The following is a 22,784-nucleotide window of genomic DNA, read 5'->3' as shown; positions in this document are numbered from 1 at the left end:
CTTGCAGAGCCCCCCGGCCCGCGTGCCGAAACGCGAAAGAGACGATGGTCCCCGTGTGGAGACCCTTCAGTGAGCGGACGGGGCTGGGCGAGGACGCCGCGATGGTCGATGTCGTGGCGGCGGTGCACGCCATGCCCTATGCGCGACCCAGCGAACGCACGCCGCTCGGCGCCCTCACCGAATGGCGGGGCACCTGCTCGACCAAACACGCGCTGCTCGCCGCGGTGATCGGGCAGCGGTGGCCGTACACCCGACCGCAGTTGATCCACCGGGTCTATCGATGCATGCCGGCGGACGCCGTCCGTGACTTCGGGACTGCCGTCGCCGCCGCCGTGCCCGCCGACGGACTCTGGGACGTGCACCGCTACCTGGTCGTTCACCTCGACGGACGGCCCGTCGTCATCGACGTCACCTTCCCCCACGGGCCGGCCTGGGACGGCCGTGGCTCCGTGCCGGTCGCCTGCGCCGCCGGCACCGACCACGTCGCCGGACCCGACCCGGACGCCGACAAACGCGCCCTCGAACAGGCCCACTGCGACCCGGTCGTCCGCGAACCGTTCATCGCCGCCCTCAGCGTCGCTGCGTGAGCCACCGCATCACGTCCAGCGCGTGCGACGCCGGGTCCGGAATCGGGTGGAAGACGTGCTCCACCAGGTCGTCGACGACGACCAGGGTCAACCGCTGATAAACCGAGAGATCACCGGTGGTCCGGGTGGGCAGCCCGGCCGCGGCGGCCAGCGTCAATCGCGGATCGGGGATCAGGGGGTACGGCAGACGCAGCCGATGGGCCAGTTCGCGCTGGTAGCCGGTCGACTGGGCGGACAGGCCGTACACCCGGGCGGCGCCGGCGGCCAGCAACTCGGCGTGATGGTCACGCATCCAGTGCTCCGGGGCGGCACCCCGCGCCCCGTGGATCTCCAGCAGCCCCCGGGGCAGGTCGACGCCCGGCCGCCCGGTCAACGGGTAGACGAAGATGACGCTGCGCCCCGGCCCCAGATCGTGCAGCCGGATCGGCCGGCCGTCGGTGCCGTAGAACTCCAGCTCAGGCAGCCGCCCGCCGACCAGCCCGGCCGGATCGACAGCACCGCCGGCCGGATCACCGGTGACGATCTGGCGGGCGGCGACGTCGATCCGCGCGTCCAGCGCCTCCCGCTGGGCGGTCAGCTCGCCGATCCGCGCCTGCAGGTTCGTCACCGTGCTCCGGAACGTCGCCACCGCCGCCGCGCACACGTCGTCATCGTTGGCCAGCGACTCCACGAACGGGCGGGTCTCCTCGACCGTCAACCCCAGCGCCATCAGCTCCCGGATCTGCGCGACCTGCCGCTCGGCGATCGGGTCGTAGTCGCGATACCCGTTACCGAGCCGCCGCGGCACGACCAGCCCGGTCTCCTCGTAGTAACGCAACGCCCGAACCGTCGTGCCGGTCCGTCGAGCCAGTTCCCCCACGCGCATGCGCAGACCCTAAACCCGTACCCCGGGGTACAGGTCAACGCGATTCTCCTCGCGATGACAACCCGGCCGCCCGGCCGTCAGTCTTGCTCCGGCGAATCACCGACCAGGGAGAGTGTGTGATGACGGCGATCAGCCGGGTGATCGGACGGCAGATCCTCGACAGCCGGGGCAACCCGAGCGTCGAGGTCGACGTGGTACTGGCGGACGGCTCCTTCGGGCGGGCCGCGGTCCCGTCCGGGGCGTCGACAGGCGCCAACGAGGCGGTCGAGTTACGCGACGGCGACCCGCAGCGGTTCCACGGCCGGGGTGTCGGCCTCGCCGTCGCCGCGGTCAACGGCGAGATCGCCGCGGCCGTCGCCGGCCTGCACGCCGAAGAGCAGGCGCTCGTCGACACCACGATGATCGACCTCGACGGCACCAAGGACAAGGGTCGGCTCGGCGCCAACGCGATCCTCGGGGTGTCTCTGGCCACCGCCAAAGCCGCTGCTCAGGCGCACCGGCAGCCGCTCCACCGCTACCTCGGCGGGGCCGGCGCCCGGCTGCTGCCGGTGCCGATGATGAACATCGTCAACGGCGGCGCGCACGCCGACAACCCCCTCGACTTCCAGGAGTTCATGATCGCCCCGGTCGGCGCGCCGACCTTCTTCGAGGCGGTACGGATGGGATCCGAGGTGTTCCACACGTTGCGCCGGGAGCTGGCCGCGGCCGGGCACAGCACCAACGTCGGGGACGAGGGCGGGTTCGCACCGAACTTCACCGACGCCGACGAGGCACTCCGGTTCGTGGTGCGGGCCATCGAGGACACCGGCTACCGGCCCGGGGTCGACATCACCGTCTGCCTCGATCCGGCCAGTTCCGAGTTCTTCCACGACGGTGCCTACGTCTACCGCGGCGAGAAACTCACCCGCAGCATCGACGAGCACATCGCCTACCTGCTGGAACTCGCCGGACGCTACCCGATCTCGTCGATCGAGGACCCGATGGCGGAGGATGACTTCGCCGGGTGGAAGAAGCTCACCGCCCAGGCCGGTGACCATCTCCAACTGGTCGGGGACGACGTGTTCTGCACCGACGCCGACCGGCTGGCCGGCGGGATCGCCGGTGGTTACGCCAACGCGATCCTCGTCAAGGTCAACCAGATCGGGACGCTCACCGAGACGCTGCGTACGGTCGAGACCGCCCACCGGGCCGGGTACCGGGTGGTGATGTCGCACCGCTCGGGGGAGACCGAGGACACCACGATCGCCGACCTGGCCGTCGCCACCGGCTGTGGGCAGATCAAGACGGGGTCGCTGTCACGCAGCGACCGGACCGCCAAGTACAACCAGCTGATCCGGATCGAGGAGGAGCTGGGCAGGTCCGCCCGCTATGCCGGCGCCGACCCGACTTTCCGTTCGCGGAGCGCCCTGCCTGGGTGACGCTCTCGCCCGTGCTCTCGGTCCGGCTTCTCAAGCCGCTTTCGTGGGCCTCGAGTTCGGCGCGCCGAGGGTGGTACTGCTGTTACCTGCCTCAGCAGGGCCTCCCCGCGGCGCCGGTGGGGGAGTTTGATGGAGAAGCCACCGAACTTTCCTCGAGGAGCGCACTCATGGAGCTTCTGCCCGTTCGCCCCACGGTGAAGACCCCGGCCACGGCGTTCACCGGCGACGTCTATATGACGCCGGTCTACAACGGGACCGGTCCGTCGCGGATGATCGTTGCGCTCGTCCGGTTCACGCCGGGCGCCCACACCCACTGGCATTCGCACGCTGTCGGCCAGACCCTGCACGTCACCGAGGGCGTCGGCCTGGTCGGCACGCGCGACGGCACGGTGCTGCGCATCCACGCCGGTGAGACGGTCGTCTGCCCACCTGGCGAGGAGCATTGGCACGGCGCCGCCGCCGACACGTTCATGAGCCACCTGGCCATGCTCGAGGCCCACCCCGACGGCACCGACCCCACCACCTGGCTCGAGCCGGTCGGCGAGGAGGCCTACCAGAAGGCCGACCACCAGTGACGCCTCCGGCTCGCGTCGGTCCATGCGGCGAGGAGGCCTGCCAGAAGGCCGACCACCAGTGACGCCACCGGTTGGTGTCGGTGAAGCGGTTCGGCCTCAGATGTCGCGCCGAGGCCTCGGGCGGCGGTCAGAGACCGGTTCGCAGCGCCTCTCCCATCCTCATGATCAACACAGACGGGGTGGTGCCGGCGGGGCCTAGCATCGGCGGTAGGGAGGCCATGGTGGAGACTTCGGAAGGTGCCGTGAAGGCACGTCGGGTCTGGGACAGAGCGGCCCCGGGCTACGACCGGCAGATCGCGTTGCCGGAGCGGTTCTGGTTCGGCGGTGGGCGGGAGTGGCTCGGCGCCCGGGTCGAGGGCCGGGTGCTCGACGTCGGTGTCGGCACCGGGCGCAACCTGCCGCACTTTCCGGCGTCGGTGACCGTCACCGGGGTCGACGTCAGCCCCGGCATGCTGGCCGTCGCCCGGCAGCGGGCCGCCGACCTGGGCCGCGCCGTGGACCTGCGGGAGGCCGACGCGGCCCGGCTGCCGTTCGCCGACGGCTCGTTCGACACCGTGGTGTGCGCGCTGTCGCTGTGCGCGATAGCCGACCCACGGACCGCGGTCACCGAGATGTGGCGGGTCCTGACGCCGGGCGGCCGCCTGCTGCTCTTCGACCACGTGGCCAGCACCTGGCCCCCGATCTTCGCCCTGCAGTGGCTGGTCGAGCGTTTGTCGATCCCCTCCGCCGGTGAGCATTTCACCCGCCGCCAGCTCCCTCTGGTCCGCGCCACCGGCTTCGAGATCACCGAATCGGTGCGCCGCAAGGCCGGCACCGTCGAACTGATCCAGGCGGTGAAATCGGAATCGGGTACGGTGCCGACGTGACGACAGGCCGACAGGCGGGCGGCACGGCGCGAGCTGAACGGTCGTGGCGTTGACGGAGGGGCACGCGGTGACCGGCCGCACGGATCGCGAGGGTGGCGGGCCGGGCGCGCGGAGCTCGGTGCTTCTCCTCGGTGGCCGGTCCGGGGTGGGCAAGACCAGTGTCGGTCACGAGATTCACGAGCAGTTGTCCCAGCTGAGGATCCGGCACTGCCTGATCGAGGGTGACAATCTCGACCTGGCCTACCCGCCGCCGTGGGAGCACGGGCTGGCGGAACGGAACCTGGCTGCGATGTGGGCGAACTACCGGGAGCTCGGCTACCGGCGGATGATCTATTCGAACACGGTCAGCGTGCGGTTCGTCGATGCGCTGACCGCGGCGATGGGTGACGATCCGCTGGTCACCGCGGTTCTGTTGACGGCTGACGACGCCACCGCTCGGCGGCGGCTCGCCGAGCGGGAGAAGGGCACCGCACTGGAACGGCACATCGAGCGCAGCGACCTCATGGCACGGGAACTCGAACGGACCGTCTCCGGCCGGGTGCATCGGGTGCCGACCGACGGACGCACGATCGCCGACATCGCCACCGGAATCATCGATCTGACCGGGTGGGCCACCGAGGACAGGGAAGCAGGCGCACCGTGACACGCATCTTCATCACCGGGTCGGCGGATGGGCTCGGGCGGGCCGCCGCCGAGACTCTGCTCGGTGAAGGGCACGAGGTGATCGTGCATGCGCGGGACGAGAAGCGGCTGGCAGCCGTCGCGGACCTGGTCCGGCGTGGAGCGCTCGCGGTCGCCGGTGACCTGGCCGACATGGGGGAGACCCGGCTTGTGGCCGAGCAGGTCGGCCGGCTCGGCGGAGTCGACGTGGTCATTCACAACGCGGGGATCTACACCGGATCGCTGATCATGCCGGTCAACGTGGTCGCTCCGTATCTGCTGACCGCGCTCATCGACGGGCCGCGGCGGCTGATCTATCTGAGCAGCGGCATGCACCGCGGCGGCCGCGCCGACGTGGGCCGGCTGACCTCCGGAAACTACTCGGACAGCAAGCTGTTCGTCACCGCGCTGGCCGCCGCGGTCGCCCGGCTGCGGGCCGGTGTGGTCAGCAACTGCGTCGACCCGGGTTGGGTGCCGACGAAGATGGGCGGGCCGGGTGCCCCCGACGATCTGCGCCTCGGGCACCTGACCCAGGAGTGGCTGGCCACCAGCGACGACCCGGAAGCGCTCACCACCGGCGGCTACTGGCACCACCAGAAGCGGCAGACCCCGCACCCGGCCGTCGGTGACCACCGGTTCCAGGACGCGCTGCTGGCGGCGCTGGCCGACCACACCGGCACGAAACCGGCCTACTGAGGGAGGTAGCCGTTCGTGGCCAGGTTGTGGGCGTGTTTCTCGTACATGGCCGGGTCGGTGGGGGCCAGCGTGCCGAGGCCGTCGACGTATCTGTTGAACATGCTGAACGCCGCCGCGATCAGCACCGTGTCGTGAATGGTCCGGTCGTCGGCGCCGGCCGCCCGGGCCGCGGCGATGTCGTCGGCGGTCACCGAGCGGCCGTCGACCCGAACCCGGTCGGCGATCGTCAGCAGCGCGACGATCAGCGGGTCCGACTCGTCCGCGCCCAGTCGGCGGGCCACCGCGCCGTGTGTCTCGGCGCAGAACGTGCATTCGTTGCGGCGGGACACGTACGCCGCAATGGTCTCGCGCTGTGCGGGGGACAGCGGTGACGGGCCTCGTAGCAGGGTCTCGGCCAGGTGGTTGAGGGGTTCGGCGGTCTGCGGGAAGCCGGCCAGCAGGCCGGCGATTCCGGGCAGTGGTGGAAGATCGATGTGCGGCACACTTCACGTCATCATGCGCTGGGGGCGGGCGTCCTCCTCCGAACGGGCTACACTCGGCCGCCTCGTGTCACGGACTTCTGGGAGATCCTGGTGAGCACCGACAGATCGGACCTTGCGGCCCGGATCGACATGACGAAGCCGCATCCCGCGCGCCGCTACGACTACTGGCTCGGCGGTAAGGACAACTTCCAGGCCGACCGGGACGCCGCCGAGGCGATCGCCGCGGTGTTCCCGCACATTCGCACCGCGGCCCGGGAGAACCGGGCGTTCATGCAGCGTGCGGTGCGGTTCCTGGCCGCTGAGGCGGGGGTGCGGCAGTTCCTGGACATCGGTACCGGCCTGCCGACCGCGGACAATGTGCACGAGGTCGCGCAGCGGATCGCGCCCGAGTCGCGGATCGTCTACGTCGACAACGACCCGCTGGTTCTCGTGCACGCCCGTGCGCTGCTGGCCGGTTCGGCGGAGGGCGCGACCGCCTACATCGACGCCGACGCGCGTAAGCCGGAGCAGATCCTGGCCGACCCGGCGCTGCGCGACACTCTGGACTTCTCCCAGCCGGTCGCGTTGCTGCTGGTGGCGCTGCTGCATTTCGTCGAGGACCACGAGGATCCGTGGGCGGTGGTCCAGCAACTGGTCGCCGCGTTGCCGCCGGGCAGTTTTCTGGTGCTGTCGCATGCGACGTTCGACCCGCTGGACGCCGAGACGATCGCCGCGATGGACGCGGTGAACAAGAACATCAAGCCGGTGTTCTCGCCGCGCCCGCTGGCCGCCGTGAGCCGTTTCTTCGACGGTCTCGACCTGCTCGAGCCGGGCATCGTCTCGGTCTCCGACTGGCGGCCGCAGCCCGGCCCGCGCCCCACCCCGGCCGAGGCCACCGGTTACGGGGCTGTCGCCCGCATCGCCTGACGCCCGGCGGTCGCCGGTTTCTGAGAGGAGCCGGGGTCACGGCGGTCGCCGGCATCGGCAGGGCCCGCGCTCACGGCCGGGGCGGCACTGGGAGGAACGGCGGTCAGAGCGTCGGCAGGAGGCGCGCTCACGGCCGCCGAGGCGTCGGCAGGAGCCGGACCGCGACGGCCGCCACCAGGAACAGGGCGGCCTGCGCGTTGAGCAGGGTGAGCGTGGACAGGGTGCCCGCCAGCACACCGGCGATGAACATGCCCAGCGCCTGGAACCCGTCCGCCAGCCCGAGCGTCGCGCCGAGGACCCGGCCGCGGATCGCCGGTGGTGCCGCCCGCTGGAGGATCGACAGCCAACCGGCGTGGGTGTAGACCCCCGGCACTCCGACGATCACGAACAGCACGATGTAGACCCAGAACGCGGTCGCGAAGGACGACGCGTTCCACGTCACGGCACTGACCACACCGAACGCGAGCAGCCCGGCCGCGAGCAGCCGGGCCGGTCCCAGCCGCCGGGCGAGCAGGCCCGCGGTCACCCCGCCGACGAGACCGCCGATCGCCTGTACGCCGCGCAGCAGGCCCGCCTCGGTCTCACCCTTGCCGAGAAGCCGGGTGATGAACAGCAGGAACAACACCACGAACATGCCCTGCGCGACGGCGGTCAGGGCCTCGATGGCCACGCAAGCCCGCAACTCCCGGATCCGCCACATGCTGCCGAGCGCGTCGCCGAACCCGCGCCAGAACGCGGGCGGAGACATCCCGACCGCCCGGTGCCGGGGCACGGTGGCGGCCAGGCCCGCCGCGACGGCGAACGCCGCCCCGCCGAGGGTGACGACACCCGGCAGGCCCCAGAAGCCGAGCACCACACCGCCGAGCGGGCTGCCCACCAGCCGGCCCAGGTTGGCGTTCAGCGCGATGGCCGCGTTCGCGGCGACGAGCTGGTCCTCGGCGACCAGGGTGGCGACCGCGACGTTCTTCGCGGCCTCGAACATGGCGGCCAGTGCGGCTTCACCGGCCGACACCAGGTAGACGATCCACAGGTCGTCGGTGTCGTCGACGAGCAGCAGCGCCGGTAGCAGCAGGCCCTGACCGGCACTCAGCAGGACCAGCAGCAGCACCACGTTCCACCGGTCGGCGACGGCTCCGGCCAGGGGTGCGAAGACCAGACTCGGTAGCAGGCCGAGCAGCGCGACAGCAGAGGTGATCAGCGCCGACCCGGTGAGCTGGAGGACGTACAGCGGCAGGGCGAGCATCAGCGCCCACTGGCCGATCTCGCCGAAGAACCCCGCCGCCCACAGCCGAGCGAAAGCGGCCTGCCGCAGCGGATGTGTCATCGGTGGACGGCGGGCTGCTCCGGCCGGAACAACTCGACGATGTCGTCGAGCATGACGACGACCAGCGCGGCGACGGCCGCCGCCCCGGCCGCGACCGCCGCACCGGCCGGCGCGGGACCCTGGCCCGGCCGGACCGCGGCGATCAGACCGGCCGCGGCGACCACGGTCAGCACCGCATTGCGGTAGAGGTGGTGACGGCCGAACGGGGCCGCCGACACCCCGAAACAGCGGCACGACGCGGTCGTCCCGGTGGCGAGGACCCGGGCGATCCCGGCCGAGAACGCGGCGAGCAGCAGCACCGCGACCACGAACCCGGCCGCCTGCGCGCCGGGGACCAGCAGCAGCACCGGAATCGCCGACTCGGCCGCGACGACCCCGACGGCGACCGGCCCGACCAGCGGTCTCGGCACCACCCGCATCGCCGCCAAAGAGACCCGGAACGCGGCGAAGGCGCGCAGTTTCGTGACCGCCGAGACCGCGAACACCAGGCCGATCAGCACCCGCGCGCCGACCAACGCATAACTCACTTCCGGACCTCCCCGTAGATCCCTCGATGGACCACCCTACCCGGCACCGGAGGGCCATGTTCATCGATGAACGGGACAGCACGGATCGATCCACTGTGGTTATTCTCGGCCCGCCGAGATCATCTCGGGAACGTGAACGAGGGAGTTACACATGCGACAGAAGCTGGGCGTGATCGCCGACCGCATGCTAGCTACGTTCCTTCCGCAGGAGCGCGCCGGTGCCTGCCCGTGCCGGCCCGGTGAGGGCTACTACCAGTACCGCTGTGTCGGCCACCTGCAGCAGCGGCGCTGGTGCGTCGACAGCTGCAACTGCTCCGCCACCTGCGGTTCCTGGTCGAACACCCTCACCATCTGCTGAGACGCTGCTCGGTCGGTGAACGGTGCGGAGCCCGGGTGGGCCCCGCACCGTCCCGGGTTCGGAGAGGAAACACATGTTCTACCTGACCGCCGCCGTCACCGTGGCCATCGCCGCCACGGCGCTCAATCTCCTGCTCACCTTCGGGGTGATCCGCAAGCTGCGGATCCACGACGCGAAGCTGGCCGACCGCAACGCCGTCATCCAGGAGGCCACCCTGCCGGCCGGCACCTCGGTTCCGGCGGTGACCGCGTCGACCGTCGACGGCGACACCGTGTCGAGCGTGCGACCCGGCAGCGCACAGCTCATCGGCTTCTTCTCGATCGGCTGTGGCGCCTGCGACGACCGGATCCCCGAGTTCATCGCCTACCAGCAGCGCACCGGGGTGGCCGCGGTCGCCGTGGTGGTCACCGACGCCGACGACTCCGGCCCGTACGTGGCCCGCCTGTCCCCGCACGTCGACGTGGTCGTCGAGCGCGAGCGGGGTCCGCTGGCCACCGTGTACGCGGTGACCAGTTTCCCGGCGCTGTGCCTGGTCGACGCCCAGGGTGTGGTGGTCGCGGGCGGCAACGCCTTCCCGGAACTGCCCGACTTCGTTCCGGCGTGAGCGACTCGACTGCGGTTCCGGTTCGCCGGATCCCGGGGCACCTGTGGGCGGCCGTCCGGATCGGGGCCGGTGCGGCCCCCGGTGTGCTCGCCGGATATGTGCTGGTCACGGTCGCGGCCGGGGCGGGCCCGGTGGCGGCGGCGGCCCTTTTGCGTACCGTCATCGATGGGTTGGCCGCGGGCCGGGGGGTCGCCGAACTGATCGGACCGGCCGTGCTGATCGCCTGCCTGGGTCTGGTCCTCGGGGTGGTCCCGGCGGTTCGCGGCTACCTGTACAGCCGGATGTTGCGGGCCGTCGGCGTGCGGGCGATGGACCGGCTCTACCAGGCGATGAGCCGGATCGTCGGGATCGGCGTGATGGAGAACCCGGAGTTCCGGGACCGGCTGCGGATGGCCCAGCAGTCCGGCCGGTCCGGGCCCGGCCAGCTGGTCGACGACACGCTCGGCGCGTTCGAGTCGGCGATCATGCTGTCCGGTTTCGTGGGGGTGCTGTTCGCCCTGAATCCGTGGCTGGCGCTGCTCGCGCTCGCGGCGGCCGGGCCCGCGCTGGCCGCGCAGATGTGGCTGAACCGCCGCAACGCCCGGATGATGTGGCGGGTCAGCGGTCGGGCCCGGCGCGAGGCGCACTACGCCGAGCTGCTGACCAGCCTGTCCGCGGCCAAGGAGCTGCGGATGTTGGGGCTGGGCGGTCTGTTCCGCAGCCGGATGCTGCGCGAGATGACCGCCGGCAACACCGAGCAGGCCCGCCAGGACGGCCGTGAACTGTGGGTCCGAGCCCTGCTCGCGACCCTCACCGCGGTGATCGCCGGTGCCGGGCTGATCTGGGCGATCCGGCAGGCCGCGGCGGGCCGGTTGTCGATCGGTGACATCTCGTTGTTGGTCGCCGCGGTCGGTGGGGTGCAGGCGGCGGGCGGTGGACTGGTCGACAGGTTCGCCTCGATGCACGAGAACGCCCTGCTCTTCGATCACTATCGGACACTCGTCGACGCCGCGCCGGACCTGCCGGTGCCCGCGCGGCCGTTGCCGGCCGGGCCGTTGCAGCGCGGCATCGAGTTGCGTAACGTCTGGTTCCGGTACGGCCCGGACAAGCCGTGGGTGCTGCAGGGCGTCGACCTGACCATCCCGCACGGGCGGACCGTCGCGCTGGTCGGCCTCAACGGGGCCGGCAAGAGCACCCTGGTCAAGCTGCTGTGCCGGTTCTACGACCCGACCGAGGGCAGCGTCACCTGGGACGGCCAGGACCTGCGGGATCTGGACCCGGTCGAGGTCCGCGACCGGATCGGCGTGGTCTTTCAGGACTTCATGGCGTACGAGTTCTCCGCGGCCGAGAACATCGGTGTCGGTGACCTGTCGGCCATGCAGGACCGGGAACGCCTCGAGGCGGCGGCCGACCGGGCCGGTATCCATCCGGCGCTCGCGGCGCTGCCCAGCGGGTACGACACGATGCTGACCAATGCCTGGTACGACGACGCCGACCGGGAGAACGAGGAGACCGGCGTGCTGTTGTCCGGTGGGCAGTGGCAGCGGGTGGCGCTGGCCCGGGCCTTCCTGCGTGACCGGCGTGACCTGCTCATCCTCGACGAGCCGACGGCCGGGCTCGACCCGGAGGCCGAGTACGAGCTGCACCAGGGCCTGCGGCGGCATCGGCGGGACCGGACCAGTGTGTTGATCTCGCATCGGCTCGGCACGATCCGCGACGCCGACGAGATCGTGGTGCTGGCCGACGGTGTGGTCCGGGAGCGCGGCAGTCACGCCGAGTTGATGGCCGCCGACGCCGGGTACGCCCGCCTGTTCCGGATGCAGGCCGACGGTTACGCGGCCACCGGATGATCTGGCTGCTCAGCGTGGCCGGTGTGGTGGGCTGCCTGGGTGTCCTGCTGCGCCGGCGGCTGCTGCTGGTCACCGTCGAGGGGGTCAGCATGGAGCCGACCTACCGGCCCGGTGACCGTCTGCTGGTCCGGCGGACCGGTCTGGCCGGGGTGCGTCGTGGCGCGGCGGTGGTCTTCGCCGCGCCACCCGGCACCGATCTGCGCTTCATGGTCAAACGGGCGGCCGCTCTGCCCGGTGACCCGGTGCCGGCGGGCATCCCGGTCGCCGACACCGTGGTCCCGGCGGGGCACCTGGTGATCCTCGGCGACAACAGCGCCCGCAGCGCGGACTCCCGGACGATGGGTTTCCTGCCCGCCGGTGACGTCGTCGGAGTGGTGGTCCGACACAGCGGTTTTGTGCCACCTCCATAGACATCAGTTGATATTTCGGAAACCTGGATGTAATGCTGTCGGGAGCGCTCCCACATCCCCGTCCATATCCCCGGACAACCGAAGAATGGAGGACGAACCGTGCCCCCACACGTGGCCCAGAAATCCCGCCGGCCCGTCCAGGCAGCGCTCGTCGTGCTCACCCTGCTGCTCAGCGTCCTGCCCTGGACCGGAACGGCACAGGCCCACGGCACGATCATCAACCCCCAGTCCCGCGCATACCAGTGCTGGAAGACCTGGGGCAGTCAGCACACCAACCCGGCCATGCAGACCCAGGACCCGATGTGCTGGCAGGCGTTCCAGGCCAATCCCGACACCATGTGGAACTGGATGAGCGCCCTGCGCGACGGGCTCGGCGGCCAGTTCCAGGCCAGGACCCCGGACGGCCAGCTGTGCAGCAACGGGCTCACCCGGAACGACAGCCTGAACAAGGTCGGCGCCTGGAAGACCACCGGCAACCTGACCAGCAACTTCACCGTCCAGCTGTACGACCAGGCGAGCCACGGTGCCGACTACTTCCGCGTCTACGTGAGCAAGCAGGGGTTCAACCCGGCCACCCAGACCCTCGGCTGGGGCAACCTCGACTTCATCACGCAGACCGGTAGGTACGCGCCGGCGCAGAACATCTCGTTCAATGTGAACACGTCCGGTTACTCCGGGCAGCACATCCTGTTCGTCATCTGGCAGGCCTCGCACCTGGACCAGGCCTACATGTGGTGCAGCGACGTCAACTTCGTCTGACCCGTACCTCCGGCCCGGGTCTGATCGCCCGGGCCGGAGGCCCATCCTTCGAAGTGAGGACGAACGATGCACCGCTATGTGTGGGCCGCCGCGGTCCTGATCGCGGTGTCGGGCGGCGCGGTCGCCCTGAACGTCGCCGACCATCAGCCCGACCTGCGCGAACAGTTGACCGCCCGGATGCGCACCACGCTCGAACAGGCCGACCCGGCCACCCACCAGCACGCCGGCCACAACACGCAGCAGCCCTCGTCGGAGGTGATCTGCGGCGTGCACATGTACGGATTCGAACCGGCCGACGTCACCACGATCACCGACGTGCGCACCGTCTACGGATTCCACATGTGCGGGGTCGCCGAACCGCTGCTGCCGTGGGACGTCGCGGTGAAACTGGCCGGTCCGGTGATCATCGACATGACCGCCGACCCGCCCGCCATCCAGGTCGTCGAAGGCACCGCCGACGTCCGGTTCGTCGACCGGCTGCACCAGATGTTCCCGCCGAAGTACGCCCAGCTCGCCGCCACCGAGGCGCTCTCCGAGCCGGAGATGACCGACCTGCGCGGCCGCTACGACACCGCGGCCGGACTCTGAACCGCCCACCAGCGGCGGGACGCGAGCGCGGCCAGTACCGCCCCGGCGGTGTTCAGCAGCACGTCGTCCACCGACGTCACCCGGTCCAGTTGCAATCCGTACTGCGCCACCTCGACCAGCGCCGATCCGGCCGCCGCGACCGTCAACACCCGGGGTAACGACGCCAGCGCCGCGAACCGGATCGGCCCGAAGAACCCGAGCGACGCGAAGACCAGCAGATTCCCGACGATCTGTACGGCGATCGTCAGCGGCCCGGCGGCCAGCACCGTGACCAGGTCCCGCAGCGGAACCAGACTCACCCCGCCCTCGTCGCCGGGCAGCAGGATCATCCACAGCCAGGGCACCGTCCCGTAGACGATCCCGACCTCGGCCAGCGACCGCCGCCACCCGCCCCGGCGCCGCGCCAGGATCCAGACCGTCAGCCCCGCCACCGGAAGCAGCAACACCGTGATGACGACGACGCCGGTGATCGTCCCGAACCAGTCCTGCCAGCCCCCGAGCATCAGCGCACTCTAACGGCATCCGTACCCTGGGCGCATGCGTCCCGTTCTTCGCCTTCTCGGGCTTCGGCTCCTGTACTTCATGCTGGTCTTCGGGGTGCTCACCATCGCCCCGTTCGGCCTCGACCTGGTGCTGCGCGTCATCATCGCGTTCGTGGTCAGCATGGTGCTGTCGTTCTTCCTGCTGCGCCGGGAACGCCTCGAGGTCACCGAGCGAGTGGTCGACTCGGTCGACGCCCGCCGGGAGCGGCGCCGTCAGGCCGGCAAGGGATAGTTTCCGGAGACCACGATCATCACCTGTAGCTGCAGGGTGTCACCGAAATAGTCGCCCGGGTCGACCTCGGCGGTGGCCAGCCGCTGCCACAGGGCGTCCAGCCACTGCTGGGCGTCCGGGTCGGCCATCGCGGCGACCGCCAGCGGCGCCCAGAACGCGTTGTCACTCTCCGCGCGGTACGCCGTCCCGGCCAGGGTGTACCCGGACCCGATCCGGCCCGGATCGCCGCCGGTCACCGACCGGAACCAGCCCGTCATCCGGCGGGCGGCGGCGGTCGACACGGCATCTCCGGACAGCAGCGCGTCGAGGCCGAGCCGCCACGGCGTACGGCAGGCGTTGAACCCGAAGTCACCGTCGTGCGCGGTCTCCAACACCCGCCCGGCAACCGGCGTCAGGCCGACGCCCGTGCCGCGGACGAAGTCGGGCATCAGCCCGGTCCGTGGGCTGAACGACCGCTGCAACCGGTCGACCGCCGCCCGATGCGCCGCCGCGATCTCCGTCCAGGCCGGGTCGCCGGTGACGGCCCGGAACGCCCGGAAGTAGACCGGATTCCAGTCCGAGGTCCGGGACGTGCCGTACAGCGGTGAACCCGGCGTGCTCCAGTCGCCGAGCAGCAGCAACGAGCTGTCCCGGTTCACGTTGCTGCGCTTGACCGCCGCGATCCGCCGCAGCGCCAGCCCCCGGTAGTCGTGAGTCCCGGTGCTGCCCCACGTGCGGTCGGCGAGCAGGAGTGCGTACGCGATGTCCAGGTCCCCGTCGGTGGCGGAGTCACCGCCGTCGCGTTCCACGCAGCGGGCGTCGAGTTCGGCCGCCATCAGGTCGGCGTCGTTGCTCGACGGGTGCGCCAGCACGAACCCCAGGATCCCGTCGAACAACCGCCGGGCGTCCGCGTCCAGCGACGCCATCGACGCGGCGATCACCAGGCCGTACCCCTGTGCCTCGGCGATCGCCGGATAGGCGGCGTCGGGGGAGTGGATCCGCAGCGTGCCGTCGCCGCAGCCGGGCCGCACGAACGCCGCCCGCCACTGTCGGTAGTAGGCGACCAGCCGCTCCCGCATCACCGCCCGCCCGGCCGACGGCCGGATCACGTCGTGCGGATAGAAGCCCGGCGACACCGGCACCCGCATGGTCGCCACCGCGTCACACCCGGCAGGAGCCAGGATCAACAGACCGGCGGCCACGGTACGGACGAACGGCCACCGGATCATTGCGACCACCCTACGTGGCGCTCCGGCCGATATGGACGGTCACCGACGGACCGGTTGTACGTCCTTGACCAGCCACCGGCAGTGCTCCGACTCCTCGTGGCGGACACCGTCGCCGTCGAGGTAGTGCCACCGGTCCACGCCGGGCCGGCGGCCACACCTGCAGTCCGTTGATCTCCGGACCGTCGAAGGCGGCCCGGACCGCCTGCTCCTTCGGCCCGTCCCAACGCACCTCACCGGACCCGGCCGGGCCGTCGGCCGCCCAGGCGATGATGAACGAACCGACCCCCGCCACCTGCCGGGCGAACCGGGCCGCGTGCACCCGGGGCCGCCCGGTCGGCAGCCACTCCTCCAGCCGATCGAGGTCCTCGGCCGTACAGTCGCGAATGTCCACGCCGGAACGTCAGGTGCCGATGGACCGCCGTGCGACCGAATTCCGGTAACGGCTCCACGGCTGCCGACTGATCGAAGCCGCGCGGGGTCAGCGGCGGGTGGCGGTCTGGCGGGCGCCCTCGGGGCGGTCCACCGGCAGGGCCTCGATCGCGCCGGTACGGCTCTTGCGCGCCCGCGCCGCCCGCTCCAGCGCCGCCATCAGGCGGGCCTCCTCACCGGCCCGGTCGCGGTACCAGGCCAGCGCCCACGCCCGGTGCAGCTGCCACCCGAGGTCGGCCAGCACCTGGTCGTTGAGCCGGTCGCGGTCGCGGGCGGCCGGGCAGTCCCGGTATCCCGGCCCGTCGCAGCGGATCCCGAGCAGGTAGTCGCCCTCCGGGTCGTCCGGGTGCCGGATCGCGATGTCGACCCGACCACCGGCCGTGCCGAGTCCGGTCCGCGCCGGGTAACCCCAGGACCGGACCGTCTCCAGCACCGAGGTGACGAAGTCCCCGGCCTCCTCGAGCGGATCGGGGCCGTGGGTGCCGGAGTCCCGTTCCACATAGTCCAGGTAGGCGGCGAGCTGCCGGATTCCCTCGTTCTCCGACTCGGGCACGTCCCGGGAGAGGATCGACGTCACGATCTCCACTCGGTACCGGGCGCGGGTGATCGCCACGTTCAGCCGCCGCCAGCCGTTCGGCCGGTTGAGCGCGCCGAAGTTCGCGCTGATCCGGCCGTTCTCGTCGTAGCCGTACCCGATCGAGAAGATCATCACGTCGCGTTCGTCGCCCTGTACCGATTCCAGGCTCTTGATGAAGAAGCCGTGCAGCCGGTCGTCGGTGACCGCCCGTTCCAGTGCCGGATGCCCGGCCGCGATCCTGTCCAGGGCCCGTTCGATCGCCTCGGCCTGCGCCACCGAGAACGTCACGACACCGAGTGAGTGCCGGGGTCGGGTGGTGAAATGGTGCACGATCCGCTCGGCGACGCGTTCCGCCTCGACCGGATTGTCGCGGCCGGTCGCCCGCCGGTAGACGCCGGCCACCGGGAACAGTTCCACGCCGGTGTCCGGCCCACCGATCGCCGGGGCCGGGAAGGTGCTCAGCCGCCCCTGGTAGAACGCGTCGTTGGCGAACGCCACGAGAGCCTGGTGCCGGCTTCGGTAGTGCCAGGTCAGACCCATGCCGGGGAACGCCCCGCAGGCCTTGGCCAGTTCCAGCACGGACTGGTAGTCGAGAACCTCGCTGTGCTGCTCGACGGCTCCGAACGACCTGTCGAAGAACGACGTGGGCGGCAGCTGACGATCGTCACCGGCGGTGATCAGCGACCGGCCGCGGTAGATGCAGTTGATCGCCTCGGCCGGGGTGACCTGCGAGGCCTCGTCGAAGATCACGGCGTCGAAGTCGATGTCCGGCGGCAGGGACTGGCTGACCGTCAGCGGTGACGCGAGGACACACGGCCGCAGGGCGAGCACCGCGTCGCGGGCGTGCGCGATCAGGTCGCGTACCGGGAGCTGCCGTTCGGCCTTCATCGCCTCCCGCCGCAGCAGGCCGGCGCCGGTACTGTCGGCCGGGGGCCGCCGCGCCTCGACCGCCGCGACGATCTCCCGCGCCGCGGCCAGGGCGAGTTTCTCGTCGCCCTGCCGGAACTCGGTGACCAGCCGGTCCCGGTCCTCGGCCCGCCACGGCCGGAGCCGGCTGTCGGCCCGGACCACCGCGTCCACCCAGCCGTGCAGCAGGGCCCGTTCCAGGACCGCGGGCACCTGCGCACTGTCCAGGCCCTGGTCGGCGCAGAACTCGACGGCCGCGTCGAGGCCGTGGAAGGCGAGCACGTCGCGGGCGTCGAGGCAGGCGAACCACTCCTCCTGACCACTGCTGTCGTCGCGCATGTCACGCAGTAGTCGCGCCGCCCGCCGGTAGTCGCCGAAGCAGTCCCGCAGGTCGGCCTGCCGTGCCGGCCCGAACCCGGCGAGCACCAACTGACTCGCCCCGGCCCACTCCTGGGCGCGTTCGCTCAGCAGCGGCAGCGGGCGCAGGTCGTGCAGGGCGGCGACCTGGGTCTCGGTGAGCGGTCCACCGGCGAAATCCCTGGTGGTCGCGGCCCAGGCGATGGCCGCGGCGAGCGCGGCCGGATCGGTTTCCGGCATTTCGGTGGTACGGCCACCGACCGCCGCCGCAGCCGACTCGGCCGCCGCCCGCAGTTCGGCCAGCCGTACCGTCTCGGCGTAGTCGAGGTTGCGCCCGGTGGCCGTGTCGTAGGCCCGGACCGTCCCGGCCGCCGCCCGCAGCGCCGCACTGTGCTCGTGCAGCCAGGTGAGCGCGTCGTCGATCGGCCCGGTCATCAGCTCCGGCCGGGCCGCCGGATAGGGCGCCGGCCGCAGCGTCGCCTGCCAGCGCTGCAACGCGTCCCGGGCCTCGGTGACCACCTGCACCGGTACCAGGTCGGGCGCGGGGGAGCAGATGTAGGCCAGCACGGGTTCGATGGCGGACGGCGGCGCCGCGGCGAGTGCCGAGGTGGCCACGGTGATCGCGTCGTCGAGTGCGGCGAAGTCGGTGCCCCGGCCCTGCCAGTACCGTCCGAGCGCGGTCGAGTACGAGTGTTCGGCGGCCGCCAGGTCCTGCAGCGCCCGTTTCCAGGCGACGGCCACACCGATCCGGGAGATCGCGTCGCCGAGGTGCGCGGTCGGCAGCACGAACCCGGCCACCTGCCGCCGGTCCCGCCGGTAGGCCCCGAGCAGCCTCCGCCAGCCCCGGTGCACGTTGGTGAACCGGTCGGCCAGTTCCTCGACCGGCTGGGCCAGGATCGCCTCGGCGAAGTACGGCCGGGCCTGGATCTCCGCCCCGACCAGCACCTCCAGCGCCCGGCGCAGTGTGCTCGCCCCGGTCTGCACCGCGGCCAGCGCCCCCGGCCCGAACCAGAACCGTTCCGGCTTGTGCGGCCGGCTGCCCAGTTCGACGATGGTGGCCACCCGCGCGATGTCGCGGCTGGAGGTCGCCGACGGCAGCCCCAGCTTGGCGGTGACCCGGTCGACCGCCCGCCGGTGCTTCTCCAGCTGCTCGGCGGCCCGGGTGAAGGACAGCGCCAGCTCGTCGGCGTCGGACGCGGTCAGCGCACCCAGGTCGACCGGGGCCGGCAGCGCCTCCAGCGACGGCACGTCGGGCAGGGCTGCGGGGGAGGGCAGCGCGGTCCACGGCACCCCGGCCCGCTGCCGGACCGCGTCGGCGGCCTGGGCGGCGGCGGCCAGGTCGTCACCGCGCCGACCGGCCGCCTCGCGGATCGGTTCGAGGTCGGCGGCGGTCAGCCAGGCGTCGGCGACCCGTTCCGGTCGGGCCCCGGCGTGTTCGGCCAGCCGCGCCAGGGTGTCGGCGTCGGACGGCCGGCGCAGCCCGAACGCGGTGGCCGCCGCGTCGGCGGTGCGTGCGACCCGGGCCAGTGCGGCCAGCGCCTTCTCGGCCCGGCTCAGTGCCGGGTCGAGCGGCTCCCGGACGGTCACGTCGCGCCAGAGCAGGGTGTCGCCGCCGGAGATCGCCCGCCAGGAGCGGGCCAGCTGGTCGGTGGCCTCCCGGATCCGGTGCACGACGTCCGGGGTGAGCGAGTTCGGGGTGATCGTCGGTACCGGGGCGGCCGGCACCCGGAACAGGGCGGCGCAGCGGCCGATCGTCTCGTGCAGACTCTTACCCAGTGGCTGCCGGGTCTCGTTCATCGCGTGGGCGTACGCGGTGAGTCTCTCCCGGCGTTCCCGCAGTGCCGCCCGGTCGATCGCCGGGCCCTCACCGGGTGGTTCGGGCGCCTCGTCGACGGCGGCGGCCAGCAGGGTCGCGACCTCTCGTCGGCCGGCCTTCTGGCCGTGTAGTTCCAGCAGGTACCGGTCGAGCCCGGCCTCGGCGAGCCGATGCCGCACCACGTCGAGGGCGGCCACCTTCTCGGAGACGAACAGCACCCGTTTCCCGGCGTGCAGCAGCGCCCCGATCATGTTGGCGACGGTCTGCGACTTGCCGGTGCCGGGTGGTCCGTCCATCACGAAGCTCTGCCCGGCCAGGGCGGCCGCCACGCAGGCACGCTGGGACGAGTCGGCGTCCAGCACCAGCGGCACGTCCTCGGGCGGGGCGAGCCGGTCGGTGTCCTCCGGTTTGATCGGCGTGAACCGGAACTGCTCGGTCTGCCGTCGGTGGTCGGTGGTCGCGAGCGCCCGGATCACCGGGTGCGCCAGGATGCGTTCCTCGTTCTCCTGTAGGTCCCGGTAGATCGCCTCCTTGTGGAAGGTCAGGCAGGTCAGGATCACCGACCTTTCGACGTGCCAGCCGTTGGGGCGGGCCACGGTGTCGGTGAACCGTTCCCAGAACCGGGACACGTTCAGATCGGCGCCCGGCTCGAGCTGGGGCACGGTGATGCCGACCTGGGCCAGCCGCAGCACCAGGGCCGGGTTGAGCACCGGTTCGGCGTCGCGCAGCCGCAGACCCGGGTAGCGGCCCTGGTCGGCGGCGACCAGCTCGGCCGGGAGGAGCAGCAGCGGGCTGGCGTAGCTGACGCTCTCGCTCTCGGCGTCCTCGTCGTCGACCGCGAGCCGCCAGTGCAGCAGCCCGAACGCCAGGTGCAGCACGGCGACGCCGCGGTCCAGGTACTCCTGGTGGGCGCGCCGCATCATCCGGCGCAGCAGGGGCCCGAGGGTGCGTTCCGGCAGTTCGGTGCGGAACGTGCCGGCCTCCTGGTCGCCGCCGCCGGGTCCGGCCAGTGTGCAGGGCGTGCCGCGATGCAGCGCGGCGAGCACCTGGTCGGCCTCCGGCGCGGTGATCTCCACCAGGTCGGCGCCACCGGCACCGAAGTTGATCAGGCGGTTGTTGTCGCCGAGGTCGAGCAGACTGTCGCGCCAGGCCCGCAGCGCCGCGTGTACGCCGGCCCGCGCCGGCCTCGGCTCGGGCCGCTCGTCGTCCCCACGGGGTCCCATGCTCCCGATTGCAGCAGTAGGAGACCCTTTCGCGCGGGAGAATCAGATTCTTCGCGTTTGTCGGATTTCCTCGCGAGAACTCTCCTCGGGCGGCGATCCCGACGCGGGCACCGCGGCCGACGTGGACGGCGATCCCGGCACCGGCGCGGCGGCCGACGTGGACGGCGATCCCGGCACCGGCGCGGCGGCCGACGCGGACGGCGACCCCGGCACCGGCGCGGCGGCCGACGCGGCGGGCGCCGGCAGGTGGCAGGTCTCGGCCAGCGCGGCGATCAGCACCGGGGGATCGGCGCCGGAGGGCAGTGGGACCAGGTGGTTCGGGTCGACGGGAGGCACCTCGACGTGCGAGATCAGCGGGTGGAACGGCCGCCGGTCGACCTCACCGCTGCCGAACAGCGTCTCGGTCAGCTTCTCGCCCGGCCGCAGCCCGGTGTACACGATCGGCACCTCCCGGCGGGACAGCGCGACCATCTGCCGGGCCACCTCGGCGATCCGCACCGGGTCACCCATCTCCAGGACCAGCGCCTCACCGTCCATCCCGATCGCCGCCGCCTGGATCACCAGGTGCACCGCCTCCTGGGTGGTCATGAAATACCTGGTCACGTCCGGGTGGGTGACGGTCACCGGTCCGCCCTCGGCGATCTGGGTGCTGAACGTGGTGAACACCGACCCGCGACTGCCGAGCACGTTGCCGAACCGGACGCTCAGGAACGTGCCCCGGCTGCGCCCGGCGGTCCAGGCGGTGAGCCGCTCGGTGATCCGTTTCGAGTAGCCGAGCACGCTGGACGGATCGGCCGCCTTGTCGGTCGAGATGTTGACGAACCGTTCCACCGACTCGGCCGCCTCCAGCACGTTCAACGTACCGAGGACGTTGGTCTTCATCGCCTCGGCCGGATGGCGCTGGAGCAGCGCGAGATGTTTGAGGGCGGCCGCGTGGAAGACCACCTGCGGGCGCCGGGACCGGAAGATCTCCCGCATCCGCCCGGCGTCGCGGACGTCGGCCAGGATCACCGACGGGTCGTCGAGGCGGGCCTGCGAGTCGATCGACAGCTGTACGGCCAGCAGCGACGTCTCATCCCGGTCCAGCATCAGCAGCTCAGCCGGTCGGAAGTGGTGGATCTGCCGGCACAGTTCCGACCCGATCGAGCCGCCGGCCCCGGTCACCAGCACCCGCTTACCGGTCAGGTAGCCGCCGATCGCGCTCAGGTCGGTGTCGATCTGGTGGCGGCCCAGCAGGTCGGTGACCTGCACCTCGCGGATGTCGCCGACCTGCACCTGGTGGTCCATCAGCTCGCTGACCGACGGCACCACCTTGAACGCCGCGCCGGCGGCCAGGGTGCGGTCGCGGATCTCCCGGACCAGCCCGGCGTCGGCGTTGGCCACCGCGAAGATCACCAGTTCGGCGCGGGTGTCGGCGAGTGCGCGGGCGATGGCGTCCCGGCCGCCGAGCACCGGTACGCCGTGCAGGTGCAGTAGCCGTTTGTCCGGGTCGTCGTCGATCAGCCCGGCCGGGACGTACCGCCCTTTCGGGTCGTGCAGCATCGAGTGGATCAGCACGGCCGCGGCCGACCCGGCGCCGAACAGTATCGCGGGTGCCGCGATCCGGCGGTCCGGCCGCAGCCGGTGGGTCATCTGCAGCCGGCGCAGGTAGCGGGCGCCCATCATCAGGACCAGGCTGATCGCCCCGCCGGCGGCGGGCACCCCGACCGGCACCAGCGGCCGGGACAGCAGCATGCCGGCGATGGTGAGGACGAAGGTGACCGCGGTCGTGGTGGTGGCGACCCCGTGCACCTCGTCGAAGCTGGCGAACCGGTACCGCCCCCGGTACAGCTGCCGGGTGTGTCCGATGGTGGCCTGCAGCACCACCGCGAGCGCGACCGTGGCCAGGGCGCCGGCCAGGTGCCGGTGGCTGGGGGTGAAGTCGTATCGGGCGTGGACCGCCGCGAGCAGACCGGCTCCCCACGCGATGCCGTCCACGAGTAGCGGCAGCAGGCGAGCGCCCCTCATGTTCGGCAGCGTATCAAGCTTTGAATTATGATT

At 71.6% G+C, this 22,784-nt stretch carries 23 protein-coding genes; 14 read left to right on the top strand and 9 right to left on the bottom strand.

Features of this window, described 5'->3' with window-relative positions:
* The first annotated feature begins 53 nt into the window (after positions 1-53).
* Positions 54-587 carry a hypothetical protein gene (locus tag Q0Z83_RS17310; RefSeq protein ID WP_317794970.1) on the top strand — a complete coding sequence of 178 codons (534 nt, stop codon included), beginning with the start codon at positions 54-56 and terminating at the stop codon, positions 585-587.
* On the opposite strand, the gene Q0Z83_RS17305 is transcribed toward Q0Z83_RS17310, so the two are convergent.
* Positions 571-1,452, bottom strand: a complete 882-nt coding sequence (locus Q0Z83_RS17305; RefSeq protein WP_317794969.1) for a MerR family transcriptional regulator — start codon at positions 1,450-1,452, stop codon at positions 571-573. The two genes, Q0Z83_RS17310 and Q0Z83_RS17305, sit on opposite strands and share 17 nt — an antisense overlap.
* A gap of 119 nt (positions 1,453-1,571) precedes the next feature.
* Between Q0Z83_RS17305 and eno the strand changes: the two genes are divergently transcribed.
* From eno to Q0Z83_RS17280, 5 genes are all read left to right on the top strand, one after another.
* Entirely contained in the window at positions 1,572-2,870 is a 1,299-nt protein-coding gene (eno, locus tag Q0Z83_RS17300) for a phosphopyruvate hydratase (protein WP_317794968.1), read from the top strand.
* A 167-nt stretch (positions 2,871-3,037) separates the two neighbouring features.
* Positions 3,038-3,445, top strand: a complete 408-nt coding sequence (locus Q0Z83_RS17295; protein ID WP_317794967.1) for a (R)-mandelonitrile lyase — start codon at positions 3,038-3,040, stop codon at positions 3,443-3,445.
* 218 nt (positions 3,446-3,663) lie between these two features.
* Entirely contained in the window at positions 3,664-4,311 is a 648-nt protein-coding gene (locus Q0Z83_RS17290) for a class I SAM-dependent methyltransferase (protein WP_317794966.1), read from the top strand.
* A 43-nt stretch (positions 4,312-4,354) separates the two neighbouring features.
* The gene (locus tag Q0Z83_RS17285; protein ID WP_317794965.1) at positions 4,355-4,954 is read left to right on the top strand and encodes a nucleoside/nucleotide kinase family protein; all 600 of its coding nucleotides are present in this window, start codon (positions 4,355-4,357) and stop codon (positions 4,952-4,954) included.
* On the top strand, positions 4,951-5,667 hold the full coding sequence (locus tag Q0Z83_RS17280; RefSeq protein WP_317794964.1) for an SDR family NAD(P)-dependent oxidoreductase: 717 nt from the start codon (positions 4,951-4,953) through the stop codon (positions 5,665-5,667). Before Q0Z83_RS17285 ends, Q0Z83_RS17280 begins: the two co-directional genes overlap by 4 nt.
* Here Q0Z83_RS17280 and Q0Z83_RS17275 read toward each other — a convergent pair.
* Entirely contained in the window at positions 5,661-6,149 is a 489-nt protein-coding gene (locus Q0Z83_RS17275; protein ID WP_317794963.1) for a carboxymuconolactone decarboxylase family protein, read from the bottom strand. The genes Q0Z83_RS17280 and Q0Z83_RS17275 overlap by 7 nt on opposite strands.
* 129 nt (positions 6,150-6,278) lie before the next feature.
* Between Q0Z83_RS17275 and Q0Z83_RS17270 the strand changes: the two genes are divergently transcribed.
* Entirely contained in the window at positions 6,279-7,055 is a 777-nt protein-coding gene (locus Q0Z83_RS17270) for an SAM-dependent methyltransferase (protein ID WP_378078791.1), read from the top strand.
* Positions 7,056-7,182: 127 nt separating this feature from the next.
* On the opposite strand, the gene Q0Z83_RS17265 is transcribed toward Q0Z83_RS17270, so the two are convergent.
* A complete protein-coding gene (locus tag Q0Z83_RS17265; protein WP_317794961.1) occupies positions 7,183-8,379 on the bottom strand; it encodes an MFS transporter in 1,197 nt (398 codons plus the stop codon).
* Positions 8,376-8,906, bottom strand: coding sequence for a MauE/DoxX family redox-associated membrane protein (locus tag Q0Z83_RS17260; RefSeq protein WP_317794960.1), 531 nt, complete (start codon positions 8,904-8,906; stop codon positions 8,376-8,378). Before Q0Z83_RS17260 ends, Q0Z83_RS17265 begins: the two co-directional genes overlap by 4 nt.
* A gap of 151 nt (positions 8,907-9,057) precedes the next feature.
* Here Q0Z83_RS17260 and Q0Z83_RS17255 point away from each other — a divergent pair, with 151 nt between their 5' ends.
* From Q0Z83_RS17255 to Q0Z83_RS17230, 6 genes are all read left to right on the top strand, one after another.
* Positions 9,058-9,264, top strand: coding sequence for a hypothetical protein (locus tag Q0Z83_RS17255; protein ID WP_317794959.1), 207 nt, complete (start codon positions 9,058-9,060; stop codon positions 9,262-9,264).
* Positions 9,265-9,337: 73 nt separating this feature from the next.
* The gene (locus tag Q0Z83_RS17250) at positions 9,338-9,868 is read left to right on the top strand and encodes a thioredoxin domain-containing protein (RefSeq protein WP_317794958.1); all 531 of its coding nucleotides are present in this window, start codon (positions 9,338-9,340) and stop codon (positions 9,866-9,868) included.
* Complete coding sequence (locus Q0Z83_RS17245; RefSeq protein ID WP_317794957.1) at positions 9,865-11,697, top strand: ABC transporter ATP-binding protein; 1,833 nt, start codon at positions 9,865-9,867, stop codon at positions 11,695-11,697. Before Q0Z83_RS17250 ends, Q0Z83_RS17245 begins: the two co-directional genes overlap by 4 nt.
* Positions 11,694-12,107 (top strand): S26 family signal peptidase, encoded by a 414-nt coding sequence (locus Q0Z83_RS17240; protein WP_317794956.1) that lies wholly within the window; start codon positions 11,694-11,696, stop codon positions 12,105-12,107. Before Q0Z83_RS17245 ends, Q0Z83_RS17240 begins: the two co-directional genes overlap by 4 nt.
* Positions 12,108-12,206: 99 nt before the next feature.
* Positions 12,207-12,866: a lytic polysaccharide monooxygenase auxiliary activity family 9 protein gene (locus tag Q0Z83_RS17235; RefSeq protein WP_317794955.1), complete on the top strand. Its 660-nt coding sequence runs from the start codon at positions 12,207-12,209 to the stop codon at positions 12,864-12,866.
* 66 nt (positions 12,867-12,932) lie between these two features.
* Positions 12,933-13,454, top strand: a complete 522-nt coding sequence (locus Q0Z83_RS17230) for a hypothetical protein (RefSeq protein ID WP_317794954.1) — start codon at positions 12,933-12,935, stop codon at positions 13,452-13,454.
* Here the strand turns inward: Q0Z83_RS17230 and Q0Z83_RS17225 are convergent.
* Complete coding sequence (locus tag Q0Z83_RS17225; RefSeq protein ID WP_317794953.1) at positions 13,430-13,957, bottom strand: VanZ family protein; 528 nt, start codon at positions 13,955-13,957, stop codon at positions 13,430-13,432. The genes Q0Z83_RS17230 and Q0Z83_RS17225 overlap by 25 nt on opposite strands.
* A gap of 34 nt (positions 13,958-13,991) precedes the next feature.
* On the opposite strand from Q0Z83_RS17225, the gene Q0Z83_RS17220 reads away from it, so the two are divergent.
* Positions 13,992-14,228: a DUF4229 domain-containing protein gene (locus Q0Z83_RS17220; protein WP_317794952.1), complete on the top strand. Its 237-nt coding sequence runs from the start codon at positions 13,992-13,994 to the stop codon at positions 14,226-14,228.
* Here the strand turns inward: Q0Z83_RS17220 and Q0Z83_RS17215 are convergent.
* The 4 genes from Q0Z83_RS17215 to Q0Z83_RS17200 all read right to left on the bottom strand — a co-directional run bounded on the left by Q0Z83_RS17215 (position 14,210) and on the right by Q0Z83_RS17200 (position 22,751).
* Positions 14,210-15,436 (bottom strand): glycosyl hydrolase family 8, encoded by a 1,227-nt coding sequence (locus tag Q0Z83_RS17215; RefSeq protein WP_317794951.1) that lies wholly within the window; start codon positions 15,434-15,436, stop codon positions 14,210-14,212. The genes Q0Z83_RS17220 and Q0Z83_RS17215 overlap by 19 nt on opposite strands.
* Positions 15,437-15,446: 10 nt before the next feature.
* On the bottom strand, positions 15,447-15,827 hold the full coding sequence (locus Q0Z83_RS17210) for a hypothetical protein (protein ID WP_317794950.1): 381 nt from the start codon (positions 15,825-15,827) through the stop codon (positions 15,447-15,449).
* Positions 15,828-15,914: 87 nt separating this feature from the next.
* Positions 15,915-20,744, bottom strand: a complete 4,830-nt coding sequence (locus Q0Z83_RS17205; protein ID WP_317794949.1) for a DUF4011 domain-containing protein — start codon at positions 20,742-20,744, stop codon at positions 15,915-15,917.
* Positions 20,745-20,786: 42 nt separating this feature from the next.
* Positions 20,787-22,751, bottom strand: coding sequence for a polysaccharide biosynthesis protein (locus Q0Z83_RS17200; protein ID WP_317794948.1), 1,965 nt, complete (start codon positions 22,749-22,751; stop codon positions 20,787-20,789).
* Between the last annotated feature and the right edge of the window lie 33 nt (positions 22,752-22,784).

This window comes from Actinoplanes sichuanensis, assembly GCF_033097365.1.
Lineage (GTDB): Bacteria > Actinomycetota > Actinomycetes > Mycobacteriales > Micromonosporaceae > Actinoplanes > Actinoplanes sichuanensis.
Note: the sequence above shows the minus strand (reverse complement) of the source record. Positions and strands in the feature narration are given on the sequence as shown.

Coding starts and splice junctions, on each gene's coding strand:
- Q0Z83_RS17295 (WP_317794967.1), top strand. CDS start 3,038: ATGGAGCTTCTGCCCGTTCGCCCCACGGTGAAGACCCCGGCCACGGCG.
- Q0Z83_RS17225 (WP_317794953.1), bottom strand. CDS start 13,957: ATGCTCGGGGGCTGGCAGGACTGGTTCGGGACGATCACCGGCGTCGTC.
- eno (WP_317794968.1), top strand. CDS start 1,572: ATGACGGCGATCAGCCGGGTGATCGGACGGCAGATCCTCGACAGCCGG.
- Q0Z83_RS17290 (WP_317794966.1), top strand. CDS start 3,664: ATGGTGGAGACTTCGGAAGGTGCCGTGAAGGCACGTCGGGTCTGGGAC.
- Q0Z83_RS17220 (WP_317794952.1), top strand. CDS start 13,992: ATGCGTCCCGTTCTTCGCCTTCTCGGGCTTCGGCTCCTGTACTTCATG.
- Q0Z83_RS17230 (WP_317794954.1), top strand. CDS start 12,933: ATGCACCGCTATGTGTGGGCCGCCGCGGTCCTGATCGCGGTGTCGGGC.
- Q0Z83_RS17215 (WP_317794951.1), bottom strand. CDS start 15,436: ATGATCCGGTGGCCGTTCGTCCGTACCGTGGCCGCCGGTCTGTTGATC.
- Q0Z83_RS17265 (WP_317794961.1), bottom strand. CDS start 8,379: ATGACACATCCGCTGCGGCAGGCCGCTTTCGCTCGGCTGTGGGCGGCG.
- Q0Z83_RS17200 (WP_317794948.1), bottom strand. CDS start 22,751: ATGAGGGGCGCTCGCCTGCTGCCGCTACTCGTGGACGGCATCGCGTGG.
- Q0Z83_RS17305 (WP_317794969.1), bottom strand. CDS start 1,452: ATGCGCGTGGGGGAACTGGCTCGACGGACCGGCACGACGGTTCGGGCG.
- Q0Z83_RS17270 (WP_378078791.1), top strand. CDS start 6,279: ATGACGAAGCCGCATCCCGCGCGCCGCTACGACTACTGGCTCGGCGGT.
- Q0Z83_RS17255 (WP_317794959.1), top strand. CDS start 9,058: ATGCGACAGAAGCTGGGCGTGATCGCCGACCGCATGCTAGCTACGTTC.
- Q0Z83_RS17240 (WP_317794956.1), top strand. CDS start 11,694: ATGATCTGGCTGCTCAGCGTGGCCGGTGTGGTGGGCTGCCTGGGTGTC.
- Q0Z83_RS17250 (WP_317794958.1), top strand. CDS start 9,338: ATGTTCTACCTGACCGCCGCCGTCACCGTGGCCATCGCCGCCACGGCG.
- Q0Z83_RS17205 (WP_317794949.1), bottom strand. CDS start 20,744: ATGGGACCCCGTGGGGACGACGAGCGGCCCGAGCCGAGGCCGGCGCGG.